The sequence below is a fragment of the Micromonospora maritima genome (assembly GCF_902825405.1).
GTDB lineage: Bacteria > Actinomycetota > Actinomycetes > Mycobacteriales > Micromonosporaceae > Micromonospora > Micromonospora maritima.
This window is the reverse complement of sequence record NZ_CADEAU010000049.1, coordinates 1-19,395: the sequence shown is the minus strand read 5'-3', so window position 1 is coordinate 19,395 and position 19,395 is coordinate 1. Positions and strand designations below refer to the sequence as shown.

Genomic DNA, 19,395 nt, shown 5'->3' with positions numbered 1-19,395 from the left:
AGCCGGTCGCCGACGGCGAGCGCGGCCACCGCGCCGACGACCACCACCGCGGTGGCGGCGAGCAGCACGTGCGGGCCGGCCAGGTCGTCGAGCGACCGGTCCCCGGCGAGCACGAGCAGGCCGCCGACCGCCGCGTACCCGATGCCGACCAGGGCCAGCACCGCTCCGGTACGGCTGTCGCCGGCGGCCCGGGACAGTACGGCGGCGCCGACCAGCAGGGCGACCGCCACCACCAGGGCGGCCAGCGCGCCGGGCAGTTGCGGCGGACCGGTGAGCAACGCGGCGACCGCGCCCGCGGCCAGCGCCGACCCGGCGAGGAGCACGCCGAACGCCCGCGTGGTGCCCACCTGCCAGGCGCCGGCCCGCTGGGTGGTGGAGGTGGCGACGGCGTCCACCACGTCGTCGAAGACGATCTCGGGCGCGGTGGCGGCCCGGGGGTTGAAGTAGAGCACCTCGCCGTCGCGGACGCCGAGCTGCGCGGCGGTGCGGCCACCGTCGAGCGGCTGCCCGCCCAGCCGGGACAGGCTCCAACCGCCGTGCCGTACGCCCTCGTCGGCGAGGTCCTCGCCGGCGTAGCGCAGCAGCGTGGGCAGCAGGTCGGCGAGCGGCACGTCGGACGGCAGCGCCAGATCCATCCTGGTGCGCGGCGCCACGATGGTGATCCGGCTCAGCCCGCCGGTCGCCGCCTTCGTCGCCACAGTGGCCTCCTCGTGCTCGCCTACGCTCCACCCGGCCGTCGGCGTCGCCCCCCACACGGGTCCACGACGCCTCCGGGAGATTACCTACGATGGCCCTCGCACAGGTTGCCCACCCGACATCCGGCGCCGGTGGCAGACCTTCTGGGGAGGGGAGAGCCGTGAGTACGGTGGTGTTCCGCCGACTTCCGCGTCAACCGGGGCCGGCGCTGCCACGCGGCGAGGTGTTGCTTGAGTCCCCGCCCGAGCTGCCGGAGCCGCAGGCCAAGGGCATGGGGCAGGTGCTGATGATCCTGCCGATGCTCTGCGGTGTCGGCGCCATGGCCTTCCTCTACGCCGGCCGTGGCGGCGGCATGATGACGTACGTCGCCGGTGGCCTGTTCGGGGTGTCCATGTTGGGCATGGCGATCGGCACGCTGGGCAACGGCGGCAACGACAAGGCGGAGTTGAACGCGCAGCGGCGCGACTACATGCGTTACCTGGCGCAGATGCGCAAGCGCACCCGGCGGGCGGCCGAGCAGCAGCGGGCCGCGATGACCTGGCGGCACCCGGAGCCCGACGCGCTCTGGTCGATCGCCGCCTCGCGCCGGCTCTGGGAGCGGCGGATCACCGAGGACGACTTCGGCGAGGTGCGGATCGCGCTCGGCCCGCAGCGGCTGGCGGTGGAGATCGTGCCACCGGAGACCAAGCCGGTGGAGGACCTGGAGCCGATGAGCGCGATCGCGCTGCGCCGGTTCGTCCGGGCCCACTCCAGCGTGCCCGACCTGCCCACCGCCCTGTCGCTGCGGGCGTTCAGCCGGATCGCGCTGCGCGGCGACCGGGAGCCGGTGCTCGACCTGGCCCGGGCCGCACTGGGTCAGCTGGTCACCTTCCACGCTCCGGAGGACTTGCTGGTCGTCGTGGTGTCCGCGCCGGACCGGCAGCCGGCCTGGGACTGGGCCAAGTGGCTGCCGCACGCCCAGCACCCGGGGCGTACGGACGCGGCGGGGGCGCGCCGGATGGTCTTCGCCAGCCTGGCCGAGGCGGAGTCGGCGCTCGCCAACGAGCTGGGCGGCCGGCCGCGGTTCGCCCCGGAGGCGAAGCCGCTCACCACCGCCCCGCACGTGGTGGTGGTGCTCGACGGCGGCGAGGTCTCGGCGACCTGCGCGCTGACCGGCGCGGGGCTGCTCGGCACCACCGTGCTCGACCTGTCCGGCGCGGTGCCGCGGGACGCCGGCCGGTGGCTGCTCTGCCTGGACGCCGGCGACGGCAGCGGGCTCGACCTGGTGCGCGGCCCCACCTCCTCCCGGCTCGGCCGGCCGGACCGGCTGTCGCTGGCGGCGGCGGAGGGGCTGGCCCGGCAGATCGCCCCGTTCCGGCTCTCCCAGCAGCAGGGCGCCAGCACCGAGGAACCGCTGGCCCGCAGCATGGAGCTGCCGGACCTGCTCGGCGTCGGCGACGCCGCCAAGGTGGACACCCGGCAGACCTGGCGTCCGCGCAGCCACCGGGACCGGCTGCGCATCCCGCTCGGTCTGGGTCCGGACGGCAACGTGGTCGAGCTGGACTTCAAGGAGTCCGCACACGAGGGCATGGGCCCGCACGGCCTGGTGATCGGCGCGACCGGTTCCGGCAAGAGCGAGTTGCTCCGGACGGTGGTCGGGGCGCTGGCCGTGACGCACTCGTCGGAGGAGCTCAACTTCGTCCTAGTCGACTTCAAGGGTGGTGCCACGTTCGCGTCGCTGGACGCGTTGCCGCACACCAGCGCGGTGATCACCAACCTCTCCGACGAGCTGCCGCTGGTCGACCGGATGCGGGACGCGCTGGCCGGCGAGATGAACCGCCGCCAGGAGGTGCTGCGGGCGTCCGGCAACTACGTCTCCCGCTACGACTACGAGAAGGCGCGGGCCGCCGGTGAGCCGCTGGAGCCGATGCCCAGCCTGCTCATCATCTGTGACGAGTTCTCCGAGCTGCTGGCCGCCAAGCCGGACTTCATCGACCTGTTCGTGATGATCGGCCGGTTGGGCCGGTCGCTCGGCGTGCACCTGCTCCTCGCCTCGCAGCGGCTGGAGGAGGGCAAGCTGCGCGGTCTGGACACGCACCTGTCGTACCGGATCGGTCTGCGGACCTTCTCGGCGGTGGAGAGCCGGATCGTGCTCGGCGTGCCGGACGCCTACGAGCTGCCGAGCGCGCCGGGCCACGGTTACCTGAAGACCGACACCGCCACCATGCTGCGGTTCCGCGCCGCCTACGTCTCCGGCCCGTACCGGGCGCCGGGGCAGGCGCAGCGCTCCACCCGGGCGCAGGTGCAGCGTCGGATCGTCCCGTACGGCCTCGACTACGTGCCGGCGCCGGCGTTGCCGACCCCGGCGGAGACCGCGCCCGAGCCGGAGCAGAACGGGGACGGCAAGGCGGTGGCCATGCTGGACGTCCTGATCGACCAGCTCAAGGGCCGCGGCCGGCCGGCGCACCAGGTCTGGCTTCCGCCGCTGGCCGAACCGTCCGGGCTGGCCGAGCTGCTGCCCACGCTGAGCGTGCACCCGACGTTCGGCCTGACCACCGCGGACTGGCCGGGCCGGGGCCGGCTCGCCGTGCCGGTCGGCATCGTCGACCGGCCGTACGAGCAGCGCCGGGACCCGATGATGGTCGACCTCTCCGGGGCCGGCGGCAACGTGGTGATCGTCGGTGCCTCGCTGAGCGGCAAGAGCACGATGCTGCGCTCGATGCTCGCCTCCCTGGCGCTCACCCACACGCCGCGTGAGGTGCAGTTCTTCTGCCTCGACTTCGGCGGCGGCGCGCTGCGCAGCCTGGACGGGCTGCCGCACACCTCCGGTGTGGCCGGGCGGCGCGACACCGAGGCGGTCCGGCGGACCGTCGCCGAGGTGGTCGCCGTGATCGACGAGCGGGAGAACCGGTTCACCCAGCACGGCATCGACTCGGTGGCGAGCTACCGCCGGCGGCGGGCCGCCGGAGAGTTCGCCGACGACCCGTTCGGTGACGTCTTCCTCGTGGTGGACGGCTGGAACACGCTGCGCCAGGAGTACGAGGAGCTGGAGCAGACGATCACCAACCTGGCCAACCGGGGGCTCGGCTTCGGCGTGCACGTGGTGATCACCGCGGTGCGCTGGGCGGAGATCCGGATCAACATGCGGGACCTGCTCGGCACCAAGCTGGAGCTGCGGCTCGGTGACCCGTCCGAGTCGGAGATCGACAGGCGGGCCGCGCAGAACGTGCCGGTCGGCGCTCCGGGCCGGGGTCTGACCCGGGACAAGCTGCACTTCCTCACCGCGGTCTCGCGGATCGACGGCAAGCGCGACATCGAGGACCTGACCGAGGCGTCGGTGGCGCTGGCCGGCCACGTGGCGCAGAACTGGCCGGGGCGGCCGGCGCCGAAGGTCCGGCTGCTGCCGCGCAAGCTGGCGCTGAGCGACCTGGCCCAGGTCGTCGACCGGTCCGCCCCGGGCATCCCGATCGGGGTCAACGAGTCGGCGCTCGCCCCGGTCTACCTGGACCTGGCGAGCGAGCCGCACCTGACCGTCTTCGGCGACGCCGAGTGCGGCAAGACCAACCTGCTGCGGTTGATCGCCCGGGGGATCGCCGAGCGCTACACGCCGGCCCAGGCGCGCCTGGTCATCGCGGACTACCGGCGGGGCCTGCTGGGCGCGGTGGAGGGCGACCACCTGCTCGACTACGCGCCGTCGAACCAGGTGTTCAGCCAGGGGCTGGGGTCGATCCGCAGCGCCCTGCAGAACCGGCTGCCGGGGCCGGACGTGACCACCGCGCAGCTGCGGGACCGCAGCTGGTGGAAGGGCCCGGAGCTCTACATCCTGGTGGACGACTACGACCTGGTCGCCTCCGGTGGCAACAACCCGCTCAGCGCGCTGCACGAGCTGCTGCCACAGGCCCGCGACATCGGCCTGCACCTGATCGTCACGCGGCGGGTGGGCGGCGTGGCCCGGGCCCTCTACGAGCCGGTGCTGCAACGCCTGCGCGAGCTGGACTCGCCGGGCCTGCTGATGTCCGGCAGCCGCGAGGAGGGCGCGGTGTTCGGCAACCTGCGGCCGACCCCGCAGCCGCCGGGCCGGGGCACGCTGGTCCGCCGCCGGGACGGTCAGCAGCTCATCCAGACGGCCTGGACGGAGCCGGCCTGACCGGCCACCGTCCACCTCGCACGGTCCACGTCGGAACGAGCGGCCCTGTCGGAATTCGACGATGGCAAGGGAGGGCTGCGCGGGTTGGACGTCGTCCGCTACGGTTCGGATGAAGTGTCCGTCGGTGGGGTGGGTTCGCCTTGCCGCGGGGGATGGGCGCGGCGGAACCGCCGCCACTAGATGACGGAAGGGTGTGAAGCATGGCGTTCGAGGTCAGTGCAGCGACTCTGCACACCGCCGCGAGTGACGTGCGGTCCACGCGCAGCGACGTCGACGGCGAGCTCAAGAAGCTGTGGAACGTGGTCGACGATCTGGCCATGGCCTGGAAGGGCCAGGCGTCCACGGGCTTCCAGAGCCTGATGACCCGCTGGAACGAGGACACGACCAAGCTGCTCACGGCGATGGACAACATCGCGGACCTGCTCGACAAGTCCGGCACCACGCACCAGGTCAACGACGAAGAGCAGCAGCAGATGCTGGACAAGTTCCACGCTGCGCTCAACCCGTGATCCGCGAAGACAGGCAGGGGAGGAATCGATGAGCATCAAGGTTGACTACGCTGTCCTCGAGAGCAGCAACCAGCAGATGCAGGCCATCTCGCGGACCATCGACGAGAAGCTGGACACGCTGCGGGCGATGCTGAGCAAGCTCGAGTGGGAGGGCCAGGACCGGGCCGCCTACGAGCAGCACCAGGCCCAGTGGGACGCCGCCGTGCGGGACATCAACAAGGTCCTCAACGAGATCGGCGGCGCGGTGGGCGTCGCGCGCGAGAACTACATGACCACGGAGATGAGCAACTCCAAGGTCTGGGGCAACTGACCCGACCGGTCGACGACGGCTCCGCTCCGGCTCGCGCCGGGCGGAGCCGCTGCGTTTCCTCGGCTCGGCGCGGAAGCCACGCCCCCGGAGCCGGTCGGCCCGCCCGTGCGCGGTCGGGTCAGGCGTCGCGGGGAAGGTCGCGACGGCCGGGTCGCCAGCCGCGCCGTCGCCCGCGTACCAGGATCGGGCGCAGCGTGAGCAGGGTGCCGGCCAGCAGCACGCCGACGACGGCGACCCAGATCGCGACCGTGCGCTGCCAGGCCAGCGGGTCGGCGGCCGGCGCGGGCGGCGGCATCGCGCCCAGGGGAGGGTCGTCGCGGGTGCCGAGCAGGTTGGTCACCGCCCGGTAGGGATTGACCATCCCGTAGCCCACCTCGGCGTTGTGCCCGTCGGGCGGGTTGTCCGCCGTGCGGGTCAACCGGTAGGCCACCTCCTCGGGGCTGATGTCGGGGTGCGCGGCCCGCACCAACGCGGCCACCCCGGAGACGTACGCGGTGGCGAAGCTCGTCCCGCCCTGCGGCTCGGCGCGGTAGCCCGGGCCCTGCGGCGCGGGACCGACGATGTTCAGGCCCGGACCGGCGATGTCCACGTAGTCCCCGCTGACCGAGCTGCCCACGTGGGCGCCCTGCTCGTCGATGCCGGCGACGGCGATGACCCCCGGGTACGCCGCCGGGTAGGCCGGCCGGTCCTCCCGGTTCTCCTGCCGGTTGCCGGCGGAGGCCACCACGACCACACCCTTGCCGAGGGCGTAGTCCACGGCCGACCGGAGGGCCGGGTCGTCGAGCGTGACCAGGGACAGGTTGATCACGTCGGCGTCGTGGTCGACCGCCCAGCGGATCGCCCGGCCGATCTCGCCCGGCACGTCCGGGTCGAAGTTCTCCTTGTTCTCGGCCAGGACGCGCAACGGCAGGATGCGGGCCTCGGGCGCGACACCCGTGTACGGCGAGCCGGTACCCTCCCGGCCGGCGATGATGCCCGCCACCATGGTGCCGTGACCGACCAGGTCGCACTGCCCGCGCAGGTGGACCAGCTGGTTGAAGTCCTCGCCGGGCAGCACCCGGCCGCGCAGCAGCGGGTGGCTCGGTGAGACGCCGGAGTCGACGACCGCGACCGTGACGCCCTGCCCCTTGCCGACCCGCCAGGCGGCCGCCGGATCGAGCCGGCTCAGCGCCCAGGGCATCTCGGTGGGGGCCGGGCCGCCGGTGGGCCCGCACGCGGGGGCCGCGACCGCCGGCGTCGGCACCGCCAGCGCGGCGCCGACCAGGGCGGCCACCGCCGCTCCGGACAGGACGGACCTGATCCGGTGTCCGGCACGGTCGCGCCCCGTCGTCCCGTTCGGCCGCAAGCTGTCGCGCACGCGGTGAGATTACCGTCGCGGCCGGGGGCGCGTGGGAACGGGCGGTCCGGCGAGGACGGTCAGCGTTCGGCGGTGGTGTCGCCCGCCGGCTCGGCGGCGAACAGGTCGAGCAGCGCGCCCACCTGCTGGTCGGCCTCCGCCGGGTGCCGGAAGCGGCCGTTCGGGTTGACCGTGTATTCGTTGCGCCGGCCCACCCGGGTGCGGCGGAGGTATCCACCGGCCTCCAGGTCGGCGACGATGGCCTGGGCCGCCCGCTCGGTGACGCCCACCTCGTCGGCCACGTCCCGCAGGCGCGCGGTGGGGTTGCGCGCGATGGCCAGCAGGACGTGCCCGTGATTGGTGAGGAAGGTCCAGTTCTTGCGGCTCCCGTCCTCGGCCGGTGTGGTCGCCATGGTGGTCATCGTATGACTCCTTCCGTCGGCGTCCCGACCCGGCGCGGTCCGCGACGGTGACGTATGAAATGCGTATCACGAAATCTTGACGTGCCATGGGTCCCGTGTGACGGTGGGTCGCGGGGCCGACACCGCCGCCGGCCGGCCTGACGGCTCCGTGCGAGGACGAGGTGAGCAACATGATCCCTACCAGCCCCGACGAGGCACTGGCCGAACTGCGTGCCGGTAACCACCGGTTCGTCACCGGTGTGCCGCAGCACCCGAACCAGGACGCCGGGCACCGGGCGGCGGTCGCCGACGGCCAGCATCCGTTCGCCGTGATCGTCGGATGCTCCGACTCGCGCCTCGCCGCCGAGATCATCTTCGACCGTGGTCTGGGCGACCTCTTCGTCGTGCGTACCGCCGGCCACACCGCCGGCCCGGAGGTGCTCGGCAGCGTGGAGTACGCCGTCACCGTGCTCGGCACGCCGCTCGTGGTGGTGCTCGGCCACGACTCGTGCGGCGCGGTCCAGGCGGCCCGCGAGGCGGTCCGCACCGGTTCCGCCCCCGTCGGGCACCTGGGCGCGGTGGTGGACGCCGTCTCGCCCAGCCTGCTCCGGGCCGACCGGCAGGGCGTCGAGGACCTCGACGGCATCATCGACGTGCACATCGCCCAGACGGTGGAGACCCTGCTGGCCCGCTCCTCGGTGCTCGCCGCGAAGGTGGCCGGCGGGGCGTGCGCGGTCGTCGGCATGGCGTACCGGCTCAGTGGCGGCGAGGTGCGGACGGTGGCCCAGTCCCCGGCTCCGCTGCCGGCGCCGGCCGCGTCGGCGGACCCGGCGCTCGCCGGCTGACCGGCAACGGAAACGCGAAAGGGGCCGCCCGAGGGCGGCCCCTTTGTCATTCGCGCGCGTCAGAGCAGCGACATGTGCACGTGGTCGGTGTGGTTGGAGGGCCCGCTGTAGGAACTCCAGCCGGTCGCCGGGAACCAGATCTGCCGGTTCCAGATCACGTAGTAGATGCCCAGCCGGTCGGCGTTGCGGATGAGGAAGGCGGCCACCTCGTTGCCGTACCGGCGGGTGTCGTTGTTGTGCCACGGTGCGAAGCCGCTGTTCTGCAACGACCAGTCGCACGCCTTGCCCTTGGGGTGCTCCCACGGCCCGCCCGGGCGGTAGCAGCCCACGAAGCGGTTGAACCCGGCGCGCTTGACCTCCTTGTACGCGTGCAGCGTGCGTGGCGTGACGCAGCCCGAGGTGGTCGGGTCGTTCTCGCTGCACGACTCGGCCTTCCACCCGCCGTCGGCGGTGCGGCCGGGACCGATCTTGGCAACCTTCGAGGTGGCCGAGACCAGACCACCGGTGAAGTCCAGCCCGCCGACCAGCTTCAGCGCCTTCTGCGCCTCGGCCTTCTCGCGGGCCATCGCGTTCGCCTGCTTCTCCTGCTCCCGCACCTCGGCGTCGAGCGCGATCTTGGCCCGCTCGGCGCGGCCCTTCACCTCGTTGATGGCGGCGAGTCGCTGCGCGTTGAACAGGTTCAGCTCGTCGAGGGCGCTCGCCCGGCGGACGAACGAGTCGGGGGAGTCGCTCTCCAGCAGCATCGCCATGGCGCCGACGCGACCGGTCCGGTAGGACTGTGCCGCGATCTCGCTCACCTGCGGGCTCAGCGCGTCGAGCTGGTTCTGCGCCGCCTTCACCTCCAGCGCGAGCTGGAGCTGCCGCTTGCGGGACGTGTCCAACTTCGACTTGGCCTGAAGGTAGGCGCGGTTGGCGGCGGTGACGGCCTCGCTGATCAGCGGTGGGTCGTCGTCCTCCGAGTGGCCCGAGGGGTTCGGGGCGGCGGTGCCGGGGGCCGCCGTGGCCGGTGTCGGCCCGCCCAGCACGGCGAGAGCGGCGAGCACGGCCACCACGGGTGTCAGCCAGCGGCGCAGGGGTGCCGTCACAGTGTTCCCTTCCGTCGACCGCCGACCGGGTTAGCTGACGGGTTCGGGACGGAAGTGGCCCCTACCGCTGGCGCGGATTCACCCCATGTACCTGGTTCCCCGGCTCGCCCGGAGGCGATTGGGCGGCGGCACCGCAGGCGCCGGTGCGCGCCTTCGGCGGTGACCGGCAGCGAGGTTACCCGAGACCACTCCCGGGGATCTACGTCCGGAAGCCGACCAATCGCGAGAATTCGCCGTCCTCCGGCGTGACCAGCATCGCGTTTGGAACCGGCCGTCACGCTGCGGAGTGTCACCATGCGGCCTCCGTGCTCCTGCCCCCACCGGACCGGCCCTCGCCGAGCGCCTCCCACGCGTCCTCCCGCGGCGACGGGGGGCGGGGCGTGGCCGCTCCGGTGGGGTCCCGATCGGCGCGGCCGGCGGTGGTGACGACCGCGGCCAGCGCGGTGGTCAGCGGTACGGCCGCGATCAGGCCGAGCGTGGCCACCGCGCTGCGGACGATCTCCTGGGCGAGGAACTCGCTCGTGAGCAGCTGACCCACCGGGCGCGAGTCGGCGACCAGCAGGAGCAGCAGGGGCAGCGAGGCGCCCGCGTACGCCAGCACGATGGTGTTGACCGTGGAGGCGATGTGCGCCCGGCCCACCCGGGTGGCCGCCCGGTAGAGCTGCCGTCGGGACAGCCCCGGGTTGGCGTGCGCCAGCTCGGTGACGGTGGCCGCCTGGGTGACCGTGACGTCGTCCAGCACGCCGAGCGAGCCGATGATGATGCCGGCCAGCAGCAGTCCGTGCAGGTCGACGTCACCCTGGAACATCGACAGCGTGGTGGCGTCCTCGCTGCCGAAGCCGGTCAGGTGGGTGGCGGCGGTGGCCACCGTGCCCAGCACCCCGGTGACCACCAGGCTGCCGAGCGTGCCGAGCACCGCCACCGACGTCTGCGCGGTGATCCCGTGGGTCAGGTAGAGCACCACGAACATGATCAGCGCGGCGCCGACGATCGCCACCAGCAGCGGCGACTTCCCGGCGCCGATGCCGGGGAGCACGAAGCCGAGCAGGATGGCGAAGCTGGCCACCAGCCCGCCCAGCGCGGCCAGTCCGCGCCAGCGGCCGAACGCCACGATCGCGGCGGCGAAGAGCGCCACCAACCAGATCAGCGGCGTACCGCGCTGGTGCTCGGCGATGTTGTAGGTCTTCACCGTCGGGTCGGCCGGGTCGACCAGTTCGACCAGGACCACCTCGTCGCCGACCTCGACCCGGGGGGCGCCGGGCCCGCTGGGGACCGGCGTCTCGACCTGCCGGCCCGCGTCCGGCCCCTGCTCGGCGGCGACGGTCACGGTGCCGCAGGGGCCGCCGGCGTCGCCCTCGGGCGACTCCGGCGTCGGCGGGCAGGGCTCGGTCACCACCCGGGTCACGGTGCCGTGGTAGCGCGGCACGTCCGCGCCGCCGTCCACCGGGTCGCGGTCCGCGCGAGGCCAGAGCACCAGCGCCGCGATCACGGTGAGCACGAAGAGCGGCACCACGGTGCCGATCAGGAGCCGGCGTACGCCCGGCGGCGCGGCGGTGGCGGGACGGGTGTGATCGGCGCCCACGGCGTCTCTCCCAACGGTCGCGGCGGAACCGGGTCACCGGACCGGTCGGCTCACCGGACCGGCGCGGACGCGTGTGGAGCACGTCCGGGTCGTCGCCCGGCCATGGTAGCCAGGGCGGCCCGCGCCGCCGGTGGACGCCGGGTCAGGCCAGGCCGGCGCGTCGGCGTCGGTAGTCGTCCTCGTCGATCTCGCCGCGGGCGTACCGCTCGTCGAGGATGCGCCGGGCCGTGCCGGGCGACGCGCGGTCCGGCCCGGGCATCCGCACCACGAACCAGACGAGTCCCGCCAGCACCGCCAGCACCAGCAGGGACCAGATCCACATCCAGCCCATCATCGGGCCCGACCACATCATCCGGCCGCCCTCCGTCCGTCGGCTCCGGGTCGGCGCGGTCGCCGGTCCCGGCCACCTCGACGGTACGTCCGTGGGCGGGCGGGCGGACCGGGTCGGGCGACCCGTCCCGGGGGCCGGAGGTCCCGGTCAGCCGCGCTTCATCAGGCGGCCTACGGCGGCCATCATCTCGGTGGCCATCTCGTCGGCTCGGCCCTCGGCGGCACCCTCGTGCATGCAGTGCCGGGCGTGCCCGTCCAGCAGGCCCAGGCCGACCTTGTCCAACGCGGCCTGGATGGCCGAGATCTGGGTCAGCACGTCGATGCAGTAGCGGTCGTCCTCGACCATCTTCTCGATGCCCCGGACCTGACCCTCGATGCGGCGGAGCCGGGCGAGGAGCTGGTCCTTGCTGGCGGTGTAGCCCCGGGTCGGGGTGGGCGGCGTGGTCATGCCGTCGAGGATAGCGTACCCCTCGGGGGTATGCTAACGTGCGATGAGTACCCCAGGGGGGTATGAGATCGGAGAGAAGCGATGGAGACCACCTACCAGGTGCGGGGCATGACCTGCGGGCACTGCGTCACCGCGGTGAGCACCGAGCTGAGCGCACTGCCGGGCGTCACCGACGTCCAGGTCGACCTGGCCACCGGCCGAGTCGCCGTCACCAGCCAGAACCCGCTGGACGCGGACGCCGTACGCGCCGCCGTCGACGAGGCCGGTTACGACCTCGTCGAGGCGTGACGGGTCCACCGACCCGAAGCACACGAGGAGGCACCATGAACACGGCGACGAAGCTGAGCGGCTTCGCCCTCGGCCTCGCGGCGGTGTTCGGCGCGGCGTACGGGATCGGCCACGTGGTCGATCCCGTCGCCCCGGCCGCCGAGACCCGCCACGACGCCACCGACGCCGGCCACGGCGACCAGGGCCACGCCGAGGACACCGACGCCCGCCTGCCCGGCGGGCTGCTCGTCTCCGAACGTGGCCACACGCTCCAACCGACGGCCGCCCCCGACGGGCAGTTCGCGTTCCGGATCACCGGCCCGGACGGCCGCCCGGTCACCCGCTACGAGGTGGCCCACGACAAGCGCATGCACCTGATCGTCGCCCGCCGGGACCTCTCCGGCTTCCGGCACGTGCACCCCGAGCTGGCCGACGACGGCACCTGGCGGGTCGCCTCGCCGCTGGCCGGGCCGGGCGTGTGGCGGGCGTTCGCCGACTTCACGCCGACCGGCGGGGAGCCGTTGACGCTCGGCGTTGACGTCACCGTCCCCGGCACGCTCGCCGCGCGGCCGCTGCCGGCGCCGGCCTCCAGCACCACGGTCGACGGCTACACGGTCACGCTCACCGGCACGCCGGAACCCGGCCGCACCAGCCGGCTCACGCTGGCGGTCAGTCGGGACGGCCGGCCGGTGACCGACCTCCAGCCCTACCTCGGGGCGTACGGCCACCTGGTGGCGCTGCGTCAGGGTGACCTGGCCTACCTGCACGTGCACCCGGAGGGCACGCCCGGCGACGGACGCACGCCGGCCGGTCCGGCGGTCACGTTCGCGGCCGAGGTGCCGTCCGCCGGCGCGTACCGTCTCTACCTGGACTTCCGGCACGGCGACGCGGTGCACACCGCCGAGTTCACCGTCGTGGCCGGTGACCAGGCCGCGCCGGCGCCCACCGCGCCGGCGACCACCACCGCACCGACCCCGGACGCCGGACACGGCACCCCGGGGCACGGGCACAGTTGACCGGGGAGGTGTCGCGATGAGCACCACGGGAAGGGCGCTGCCGACCGCGCCGAACCTGATCGAACTCGCGATCGGTGGCATGACCTGCGCGTCCTGCGCCGCCCGGATCGAGAAGAAGCTCAACCGGATGGACGGCGTCGAGGCCACGGTGAACTACGCCACCGAGAAGGCCACCGTCCGGTACGCCGACGAGGTCACGCCGGACGACCTGATCGCCACCGTGGAGAAGACCGGCTACACGGCCGCGGTGCCACCGCCGCCCGCCCGGGCCGAGGCGACCACGGCCACCGGGCCGGTGGACGAGCTGCACGGTGCGCGTACCCGGCTGTGGGTCTCGGCGGTGCTGACCCTGCCGGTGATCCTGCTGGCCATGGTGCCGGCCTGGCAGTTCGACTACTGGCAGTGGGCCTCGCTCACGCTCGCCGCGCCGGTGGTGGTGTGGGGCGGCCTGCCGTTCCACCGGGCCGCGCTGGTGAACCTGCGCCACGGTGCGGCGACCATGGACACCCTGGTGTCGCTCGGCACGCTCGCGGCGTTCGGCTGGTCGCTCTGGGCGCTCTTCCTCGGCGACGCCGGGATGCCCGGGATGACGCACCCGTTCCGGTTCGACATCACCCGGGGTGACGGCGCCGGCAACATCTACCTGGAGGCGGCCGCCGGGGTGACGGTGTTCATCCTGGCCGGGCGCTACTTCGAGGCCCGTGCCAAGCGCACCGCCGGCTCGGCCCTGCGAGCCCTGCTCGAACTGGGCGCGAAGGACGTGGCGATACTGCGCGGCGGGCAGGAGACCCGGGTCCCCGTCGACCAGCTCGCGGTCGGCGACCGGTTCGTGGTCCGGCCCGGGGAGAAGGTCGCCACCGACGGGGTGGTCGAGGAGGGCACCTCCGCGGTCGACGCCAGCATGCTCACCGGCGAGTCGGTGCCGGTCGAGGTCGGGCCGGGCGACGCCGTGGTGGGTGCCACCGTCAACGCCGGCGGCCGGCTCGTGGTCCGTGCCACCCGGGTCGGCGGGGACACCCAGCTCGCTCAGATGGCGCGCCTGGTGGAGCAGGCGCAGACCGGCAAGGCGGCCGTGCAGCGGCTGGCCGACCGGATCTCCGGGGTCTTCGTGCCGATCGTGATCGCCCTGGCCGCCGGCACGCTGGGCTGGTGGCTCGGCACCGGCGCCGGCCCGACCGCCGCGTTCACCGCCGCCGTGGCCGTGCTGATCATCGCCTGCCCGTGCGCGCTCGGCCTGGCCACCCCGACCGCGCTGCTGGTCGGCACCGGGCGCGGCGCGCAGCTCGGGTTGTTGATCAAGGGGCCGGAGGTGCTGGAGTCCACCCGGCAGGTCGACACCGTGGTGCTGGACAAGACCGGCACCGTCACCACCGGACGGATGGCGCTGGCCGAGGTGCTGCCCGCCGACGGCGAGGACGCCGCCGAGGTGCTCCGGCTGGCCGGCGCGCTGGAAGCGGCCTCGGAGCACCCGATCGCCAGGGCGGTGGCCGAGGCGGCGGTCGATGCCGGGCCGCTGCCGACCGTCACCGACTTCGCCAACGCCGAAGGGCTCGGCGTGGCCGGCACCGTCGACGGCCGGAGCGTGGTGGTCGGACGACCGCGGCTGCTGCGGGAGCGTGGTCTCGACGTACCCGAGGAGGTCGCGCGGGCCGCCACCGGCGCGGAGGCCGCCGGCCGGACGGCGGTCCTGGCCGGCTGGGACGGGCGGGCCCGGGGCGTGCTCGCGGTGGCCGACGCGGTGAAGCCGACCAGCCGGGAGGCGGTCGACCGGCTGCGTGACCTGGGGCTCACCCCGGTGCTGCTCACCGGCGACAACGCCACCGTGGCGAAGGCGGTGGCCGCCGAGGTGGGCATCGACCAGGTGATCGCGGAGGTGCTGCCCGCCGACAAGGTGGCCGTGGTCGAACGGCTCCAGGGCGAGGGCCGGGTGGTCGCGATGGTCGGCGACGGGGTCAACGACGCGGCCGCGCTGGCCCGGGCCGACCTCGGGCTGGCCATGGGCACCGGCACCGACGTGGCCATCGAGGCCGCCGACCTGACCCTGGTCCGGGGCGACCTGCGGGCCGCGGCGGACGCCATCCGGCTCTCCCGCCGCACCCTGGCGATCATCAAGGGCAACCTGTTCTGGGCGTTCGCCTACAACGTGGCGGCGCTGCCGCTGGCCGCCGCCGGGCTGCTCAACCCGATGCTCGCCGGCGCGGCGATGGCCTTCTCGTCGGTGTTCGTGGTGGCGAACAGCCTCCGGCTGCGACGGTTTCGCCCGATCGGGTGACCGGGGGTTGGGCCGACGGCCGCCGGGGTAACCAGTTGTCGTCACGCAACTGCTGAGTGGAGGTTCACCATGGGTCTCGACGACAAGATCGACAACGCGTCCCAGGACACCGCGGGCAAGGTCAAGGAGGGCGTCGGCCGGGCGACCGACAACGAGCGCCTCGAGGCCGAGGGCCGCAACGACCAGGCCGGCGCCAAGCTCAAGCAGGCCGGCGAGAAGATCAAGGACGCCTTCAAGAGCTGACGTACGCCTCGCACAACCCCACCGGGCCGGCCTTCGGGCCGGCCCGGCGTGCGTCCCCGGGTCAGCGGCACACCCGGTAGCGGACGTGGGTGACGGTGGGTGCGGCGACCACCCGCTCCTGCTCCAGGGTCACGTCCAGCGGCCCGTCGAACAACGGCGTGCCGCCGCCCAGCACGATCGGCACCACGTGCAGCCAGAGCGAGTCGAGCAGGCCCGCCGCCAGGTAGCCGCGCACCGTGCCGCCGCCCCCCGCCACGCAGACGTCGCGGTCACCGGCCGCCGCGCGGGCCCGTTCCAGCGCCGCCTCGGCGCCGTCGGTGACGAAGTGGAACTCCGTGCCGCCCGCCATCGCCAGCGGCTCCCGGTGGTGGTGGGTCAGCACGAAGACCGGGACCCGGAACGGCGGGTCGTCCCCCCACCACCCGGTCCACCCGAGGTCCCACGGGCCCTCGCCGCCGCCGAACATGCGCCGGCCCATCACGTACGCGCCGACGCCCTCGATCATCTCCTCGACCAACTCGGCGTCGACGTCACGCTCGCCGCCGTTCAGGCCGTGCTCCGCGCGCCAGCTCTCGGTGGCGAAGAGCCACTCGTGCAGCCGCAGGCCGCCACGCCCGAGCGGGTCCTGCAAGCTCTGCCCCGGGGCCGCCACGTAGCCGTCCAACGACATCGACAGTTGACTGAAGACCTCTCCCATGACGGGTGGACCTCCCGGGGCGGCGGAACTCATCGGTCGGCGGTCAGGCGGGCGGCGCGTACCTCCAGGTAGCGGCGCTCGGGCAGGCTGGTGGTGGCCCGCGCGGCGGCCAGGTAGGCGGCCCGGGCGGCGACCCGGTCACCGGCCAGTTCGAGCAGGTGCGCGCGGACGGCGGCGAGCCGGTGGTGACCGGCCGTGCGGTCGTCGGCGTCCAGCGGCGCGAGCAGCGCGAGACCGGCCCGAGGGCCGTCGACCATGGCCACCGCGACCGCCTGGTTGAGCGTGACCATCGGGTTCGGGGCGATCCGGGTGAGCACCCGGTAGAGCGCCACGATCTGCGGCCAGTCCGTGGTGGCGGCGCTGGGTGCCTCCGCGTGCACCGCCGCGATGGCCGCCTGCACCTGGTACGGACCCGGCTCCGACCAGGTCAACGCCTCGGTGACCAGCGCGATCCCCTCGTCGATCGCGGCCCGGTCCCACCGGCTGCGGTCCTGCTCGGCCAACGGCACCAGCTCGTCGTCCGGGCCGGTGCGCGCCGCCCGGTGCGCGTCGGTGAGCAGCATCAGGGCCAGCAGCCCGGCCACCTCGCCGTCGTCCGGGAGCAGCCGGCGCAGCTCCCGGACCAGTCGGATCGCCTCCCCGGTCAACTCGACCCGGTGCAGCGCCTCGCCGCTGGACGCCGCGTACCCCTCGTTGAAGACCAGGTAGAGCACGCGCAGCACCGCGCCCAGCCGTTCGTCCCGGTCGGCCGGCGAGGGCAGCGTGAAGCGCGCCCCGCTCGCCTCGATCCGCTGCTTGGCGCGACGGATCCGCTGGCTCATGGTGGCCTCCGGCACCAGGTACGCCCGCGCGATCTCGGCGGTGCTCAACCCACCAACCGCGCGCAGCGTGAGCGCGACCTGCCCGCTGACCGGAAGCGCCGGGTGGCAGCAGAGGAACAGCAGCCTCAGCGTGTCGTCGCCGCTCGGCGGTTCCTCGTCCGCGGGCGGCGCGACGGCGGCGTACCCGGGCTGCCGGACCGCCACCGCGACCTCGCGTTCCCGGCGGGCGTGTTCGCTGCGCCACTCGTCGGTGAGCCGGCGGGTCGCCACCGTGACCAGCCACGACCGGGGGTGGTCCGGGACGCCCTGCGTGGGCCACTGGGTGGCGGCGGCGAGCAGCGCCTCCTGGACCGCGTCCTCGCAGGCGTAGAACTGGCCGTACCGGCGCACGAGCACGCCGAGGACCTGCGGCGCCAGCGTGCGCAGCAGGTCCTCGACCGCGCGGTCGGTCACATCTCCGTCCCGGCCTGCTCCATCACCGCACGCACCTCCAGCACGCCGAAGCCGTGCCGCACGTCCGGCCAGCGGGCGGCGATCTCGGCGGCCCGCTCCGGGGTGTCGCAGTCCACCGTCAGGTAGCCGGCGAACTGCTCCTTGCTCTCCACGAACGGCCCGTCGGTGATCTCGGTGCCGCCGGCTGCCGGCCGTACCGTCCGGGTCTGCGACGGGTGGGCCAGCGCCTCCCCGCCGACCAGCTCACCGGACTCGGTGAGTTCCTTCATGATCTCGTCGACCTCGCCGAAGATCGCGGTGCGCTCCGCCTCGGACAGCTCCTCCACGAAGCCGGGCCGGTTCCAGATCAGCAGCATGTACTTCACGTCTCACTCCTCGGAACGGGGCCACCATCGGTGGCGCCTCGCAGACGGGTCGGAGCCGGTTCGCCCGATCCGACATCATCGCCGAGAAAAGTCAGCGGGCCCCGCGCAGCGGCCGGCGTGCCGGGGCGGCGGGGTCGAGGGAGGCGCGGTCGGCGGCGCTGGTGCCGGAGGTCCACCCCTGCGCGTCGCGGACCTGGAGCCGGTGCCGGGTGGTGCCGGGGAAGAGCTGGTCCAGACGCTCCCGGACGGCGTCGGACCGGGCCGCGAGCACCGGCAGCAGGCGGTCGTCCGCCCACTCCTCGGCCGCCGCCGTGCTGGCCGCCCGCAGCCGCTCGCCGATCCGCAGCGCGAACGCGTTGAGGAACGACTCGTCGTAGACCTTGGTGCGCCGCCCGCCGGCCCGGCCGCGTTCCGCCCGCCCGCGCAGCATCGCGGCGGTGGCCTGCACCAGCAGCGAGGTGTGCAGCAGTTCGACCGCCGCCAGGTCGGCCGGGAAGCCGAGCACGGTGGCGAAGCCCAGGTCGTCGGACCAGACCGACTCGCACCGGTTGGCCGCCGCCACCTCCTGGATCAGCAGCGCCTTCGCCGCCGCGTACGGGGCGTCGGTGCCGAGACGTACCCCGCCCGGGCGGTCCGGCCGCTCGGCCGCGGCGTCGAGCAGCGCCGCGTCGATGCTGTGCCGGGCCATCAGCTCCTGCGCCTTGGCGGTGAACGCCTCCGCCTCCGCCGGGTAACCCGTCGACTCGGCCTTGGCCAGCAGCGCGCGTACCCGGTCGAGCATCCGGGAACCGGTGGCCGGGACCGCGGCGCGGGCAACGGCAGCCGAGCCGGGTGGCGGGCGGAGCGTCGCGATCGGCGGCAGGCCCTCGACCAGGACGAGCGCGTCGACGGCGTCCCGCAGGGCGGTGATCCGGTCGCCGTCGGCGCGGCGGTCCAGCCAGCCCGCGTCCGTGTCCCAGCGGGCGCCCAGCTCGGTGAGCTGCTCGTCGAACCAGGCCGGGACCGGGTCCGACAACGTACGCCGCTGGGCGGCCAGCCCGTCCCGCAGCAGCCGGGCGCCGCGCGGGGTCAACCGGCGCACGGCGAGACGGCCCAGGTCGACCGGTTGCCAGCCGCGCGGCCAGAGCCGGCCGACGGCCCGGGTGAGCCGGGCCAGCAGGGCCGCGTCCACGTCCGCCCCGGCACCCACCACCAACAGGTCGAGGGCCCGCTCGGCGGCGCGTACGTCGGTGCCGCGCGCCGCCGCGAGGGCGGCGTCGAGCAGTTGCTCGGCTGGTGGCACGGGTGGCTCCCCCTGAATCCGACAGGCGGCAGGTCGCTCACCCCACCACCGACGGTACCCGGCCCGCGGGTTCAACCGTCCGGGCCCGGCATCCGTACTCCTGCCCGGAGCGGGGGCGGCGCGACGGACGGAGATCGACGTGGGCGGGTACGACCGAGGTCTGCACCGGCGGCGACGGCGGTCCCGGACCGGCGTCCCGCTCCTGGCGGCGGCCCTGGTCGCGGCCGGTCTCGCGGCCGGCGGCGGATACGCCCTGCACCGGCACCCGGAGCTGCTGGCCTCGGCCGGGGTGGAGCGGACCGTGCCGGCGC

General features: G+C 74.1%; 19 protein-coding genes and 1 riboswitch. Of the genes, 8 read left to right on the top strand and 11 right to left on the bottom strand.

Annotated features, from left to right (window positions below; translation table 11 throughout):
• Window positions 1-698 (bottom strand): type VII secretion integral membrane protein EccD (eccD, locus tag HUW36_RS08090; RefSeq protein ID WP_174527552.1); only part of this gene is annotated, 698 nt, incomplete at its 3' end.
• A 158-nt stretch (window positions 699-856) separates the two neighbouring features.
• Here eccD and eccCa point away from each other — a divergent pair.
• From eccCa to HUW36_RS08075, 3 genes are all read left to right on the top strand, one after another.
• Window positions 857-4,822 (top strand): type VII secretion protein EccCa, encoded by a 3,966-nt coding sequence (eccCa, locus tag HUW36_RS08085; RefSeq protein WP_174527551.1) that lies wholly within the window; start codon window positions 857-859, stop codon window positions 4,820-4,822.
• Window positions 4,823-5,022: 200 nt separating this feature from the next.
• Complete coding sequence (locus tag HUW36_RS08080; RefSeq protein ID WP_013283772.1) at window positions 5,023-5,331, top strand: WXG100 family type VII secretion target; 309 nt, start codon at window positions 5,023-5,025, stop codon at window positions 5,329-5,331.
• 28 nt (window positions 5,332-5,359) lie between these two features.
• Window positions 5,360-5,641, top strand: coding sequence for a WXG100 family type VII secretion target (locus HUW36_RS08075; RefSeq protein WP_174527550.1), 282 nt, complete (start codon window positions 5,360-5,362; stop codon window positions 5,639-5,641).
• Between the two features lie 118 nt (window positions 5,642-5,759).
• Here HUW36_RS08075 and mycP read toward each other — a convergent pair whose 3' ends face one another.
• Together mycP and HUW36_RS08065 are read right to left on the bottom strand one after the other, a co-directional pair.
• Window positions 5,760-6,914 carry a type VII secretion-associated serine protease mycosin gene (mycP, locus tag HUW36_RS08070; protein ID WP_174527549.1) on the bottom strand — a complete coding sequence of 385 codons (1,155 nt, stop codon included), beginning with the start codon at window positions 6,912-6,914 and terminating at the stop codon, window positions 5,760-5,762.
• Between the two features lie 143 nt (window positions 6,915-7,057).
• Entirely contained in the window at window positions 7,058-7,399 is a 342-nt protein-coding gene (locus HUW36_RS08065; RefSeq protein ID WP_174527548.1) for a helix-turn-helix transcriptional regulator, read from the bottom strand.
• Window positions 7,400-7,569: 170 nt separating this feature from the next.
• Between HUW36_RS08065 and HUW36_RS08060 the strand changes: the two genes are divergently transcribed.
• Entirely contained in the window at window positions 7,570-8,223 is a 654-nt protein-coding gene (locus HUW36_RS08060; RefSeq protein ID WP_174527547.1) for a carbonic anhydrase, read from the top strand.
• A 59-nt stretch (window positions 8,224-8,282) separates the two neighbouring features.
• Here the strand turns inward: HUW36_RS08060 and HUW36_RS08055 are convergent, their stop codons facing one another.
• From HUW36_RS08055 to HUW36_RS08040, 4 genes are all read right to left on the bottom strand, one after another.
• A complete protein-coding gene (locus HUW36_RS08055) occupies window positions 8,283-9,308 on the bottom strand; it encodes a coiled-coil domain-containing protein (protein ID WP_174527546.1) in 1,026 nt (341 codons plus the stop codon).
• A 4-nt stretch (window positions 9,309-9,312) separates the two neighbouring features.
• Window positions 9,313-9,443: riboswitch (cyclic di-AMP (ydaO/yuaA leader) on the bottom strand.
• Between the two features lie 154 nt (window positions 9,444-9,597).
• A complete protein-coding gene (locus HUW36_RS08050) occupies window positions 9,598-10,890 on the bottom strand; it encodes a YibE/F family protein (RefSeq protein WP_174527545.1) in 1,293 nt (430 codons plus the stop codon).
• A gap of 142 nt (window positions 10,891-11,032) precedes the next feature.
• Entirely contained in the window at window positions 11,033-11,212 is a 180-nt protein-coding gene (locus tag HUW36_RS08045; protein WP_246247961.1) for an SHOCT domain-containing protein, read from the bottom strand.
• 156 nt (window positions 11,213-11,368) lie between these two features.
• On the bottom strand, window positions 11,369-11,668 hold the full coding sequence (locus HUW36_RS08040) for a metal-sensitive transcriptional regulator (protein WP_174527544.1): 300 nt from the start codon (window positions 11,666-11,668) through the stop codon (window positions 11,369-11,371).
• An 81-nt stretch (window positions 11,669-11,749) separates the two neighbouring features.
• On the opposite strand from HUW36_RS08040, the gene HUW36_RS08035 reads away from it, so the two are divergent.
• The 4 genes from HUW36_RS08035 (at window position 11,750) to HUW36_RS08020 (ending at window position 15,466) form a co-directional block, all read left to right on the top strand.
• The gene (locus HUW36_RS08035) at window positions 11,750-11,956 is read left to right on the top strand and encodes a heavy-metal-associated domain-containing protein (RefSeq protein ID WP_174527543.1); all 207 of its coding nucleotides are present in this window, start codon (window positions 11,750-11,752) and stop codon (window positions 11,954-11,956) included.
• Between the two features lie 35 nt (window positions 11,957-11,991).
• Window positions 11,992-12,951: a hypothetical protein gene (locus HUW36_RS08030; protein ID WP_174527542.1), complete on the top strand. Its 960-nt coding sequence runs from the start codon at window positions 11,992-11,994 to the stop codon at window positions 12,949-12,951.
• Window positions 12,952-12,967: 16 nt separating this feature from the next.
• On the top strand, window positions 12,968-15,223 hold the full coding sequence (locus tag HUW36_RS08025) for a heavy metal translocating P-type ATPase (protein ID WP_174527541.1): 2,256 nt from the start codon (window positions 12,968-12,970) through the stop codon (window positions 15,221-15,223).
• 69 nt (window positions 15,224-15,292) lie between these two features.
• A complete protein-coding gene (locus HUW36_RS08020; RefSeq protein ID WP_013283784.1) occupies window positions 15,293-15,466 on the top strand; it encodes a CsbD family protein in 174 nt (57 codons plus the stop codon).
• Between the two features lie 61 nt (window positions 15,467-15,527).
• Here the strand turns inward: HUW36_RS08020 and HUW36_RS08015 are convergent, their stop codons facing one another.
• The 4 genes from HUW36_RS08015 to HUW36_RS08000 all read right to left on the bottom strand — a co-directional run bounded on the left by HUW36_RS08015 (window position 15,528) and on the right by HUW36_RS08000 (window position 19,084).
• On the bottom strand, window positions 15,528-16,163 hold the full coding sequence (locus HUW36_RS08015) for a dihydrofolate reductase family protein (protein WP_174527540.1): 636 nt from the start codon (window positions 16,161-16,163) through the stop codon (window positions 15,528-15,530).
• 29 nt (window positions 16,164-16,192) lie between these two features.
• The gene (locus HUW36_RS08010) at window positions 16,193-17,437 is read right to left on the bottom strand and encodes an RNA polymerase sigma factor (RefSeq protein ID WP_174527539.1); all 1,245 of its coding nucleotides are present in this window, start codon (window positions 17,435-17,437) and stop codon (window positions 16,193-16,195) included.
• Window positions 17,434-17,793, bottom strand: coding sequence for a YciI family protein (locus tag HUW36_RS08005; RefSeq protein WP_246247963.1), 360 nt, complete (start codon window positions 17,791-17,793; stop codon window positions 17,434-17,436). The genes HUW36_RS08010 and HUW36_RS08005 overlap by 4 nt, the downstream gene beginning before the upstream one ends.
• A 100-nt stretch (window positions 17,794-17,893) precedes the next feature.
• Window positions 17,894-19,084 (bottom strand): DUF2786 domain-containing protein, encoded by a 1,191-nt coding sequence (locus tag HUW36_RS08000; RefSeq protein ID WP_174527537.1) that lies wholly within the window; start codon window positions 19,082-19,084, stop codon window positions 17,894-17,896.
• Window positions 19,085-19,395 lie beyond the last annotated feature (311 nt).

Excerpts from the sequence above, each read along its gene's own strand:
- HUW36_RS08030 (WP_174527542.1), top strand. The coding sequence starts at position 11,992 with ATGAACACGGCGACGAAGCTGAGCGGCTTCGCCCTCGGCCTCGCGGCG.
- HUW36_RS08015 (WP_174527540.1), bottom strand. The coding sequence starts at position 16,163 with ATGGGAGAGGTCTTCAGTCAACTGTCGATGTCGTTGGACGGCTACGTG.
- HUW36_RS08075 (WP_174527550.1), top strand. The coding sequence starts at position 5,360 with ATGAGCATCAAGGTTGACTACGCTGTCCTCGAGAGCAGCAACCAGCAG.
- HUW36_RS08020 (WP_013283784.1), top strand. The coding sequence starts at position 15,293 with ATGGGTCTCGACGACAAGATCGACAACGCGTCCCAGGACACCGCGGGC.
- HUW36_RS08060 (WP_174527547.1), top strand. The coding sequence starts at position 7,570 with ATGATCCCTACCAGCCCCGACGAGGCACTGGCCGAACTGCGTGCCGGT.
- HUW36_RS08025 (WP_174527541.1), top strand. The coding sequence starts at position 12,968 with ATGAGCACCACGGGAAGGGCGCTGCCGACCGCGCCGAACCTGATCGAA.
- HUW36_RS08065 (WP_174527548.1), bottom strand. The coding sequence starts at position 7,399 with ATGACCACCATGGCGACCACACCGGCCGAGGACGGGAGCCGCAAGAAC.
- HUW36_RS08005 (WP_246247963.1), bottom strand. The coding sequence starts at position 17,793 with ATGCTGCTGATCTGGAACCGGCCCGGCTTCGTGGAGGAGCTGTCCGAG.
- HUW36_RS08035 (WP_174527543.1), top strand. The coding sequence starts at position 11,750 with ATGGAGACCACCTACCAGGTGCGGGGCATGACCTGCGGGCACTGCGTC.
- HUW36_RS08080 (WP_013283772.1), top strand. The coding sequence starts at position 5,023 with ATGGCGTTCGAGGTCAGTGCAGCGACTCTGCACACCGCCGCGAGTGAC.
- HUW36_RS08040 (WP_174527544.1), bottom strand. The coding sequence starts at position 11,668 with ATGACCACGCCGCCCACCCCGACCCGGGGCTACACCGCCAGCAAGGAC.
- HUW36_RS08045 (WP_246247961.1), bottom strand. The coding sequence starts at position 11,212 with ATGTGGATCTGGTCCCTGCTGGTGCTGGCGGTGCTGGCGGGACTCGTC.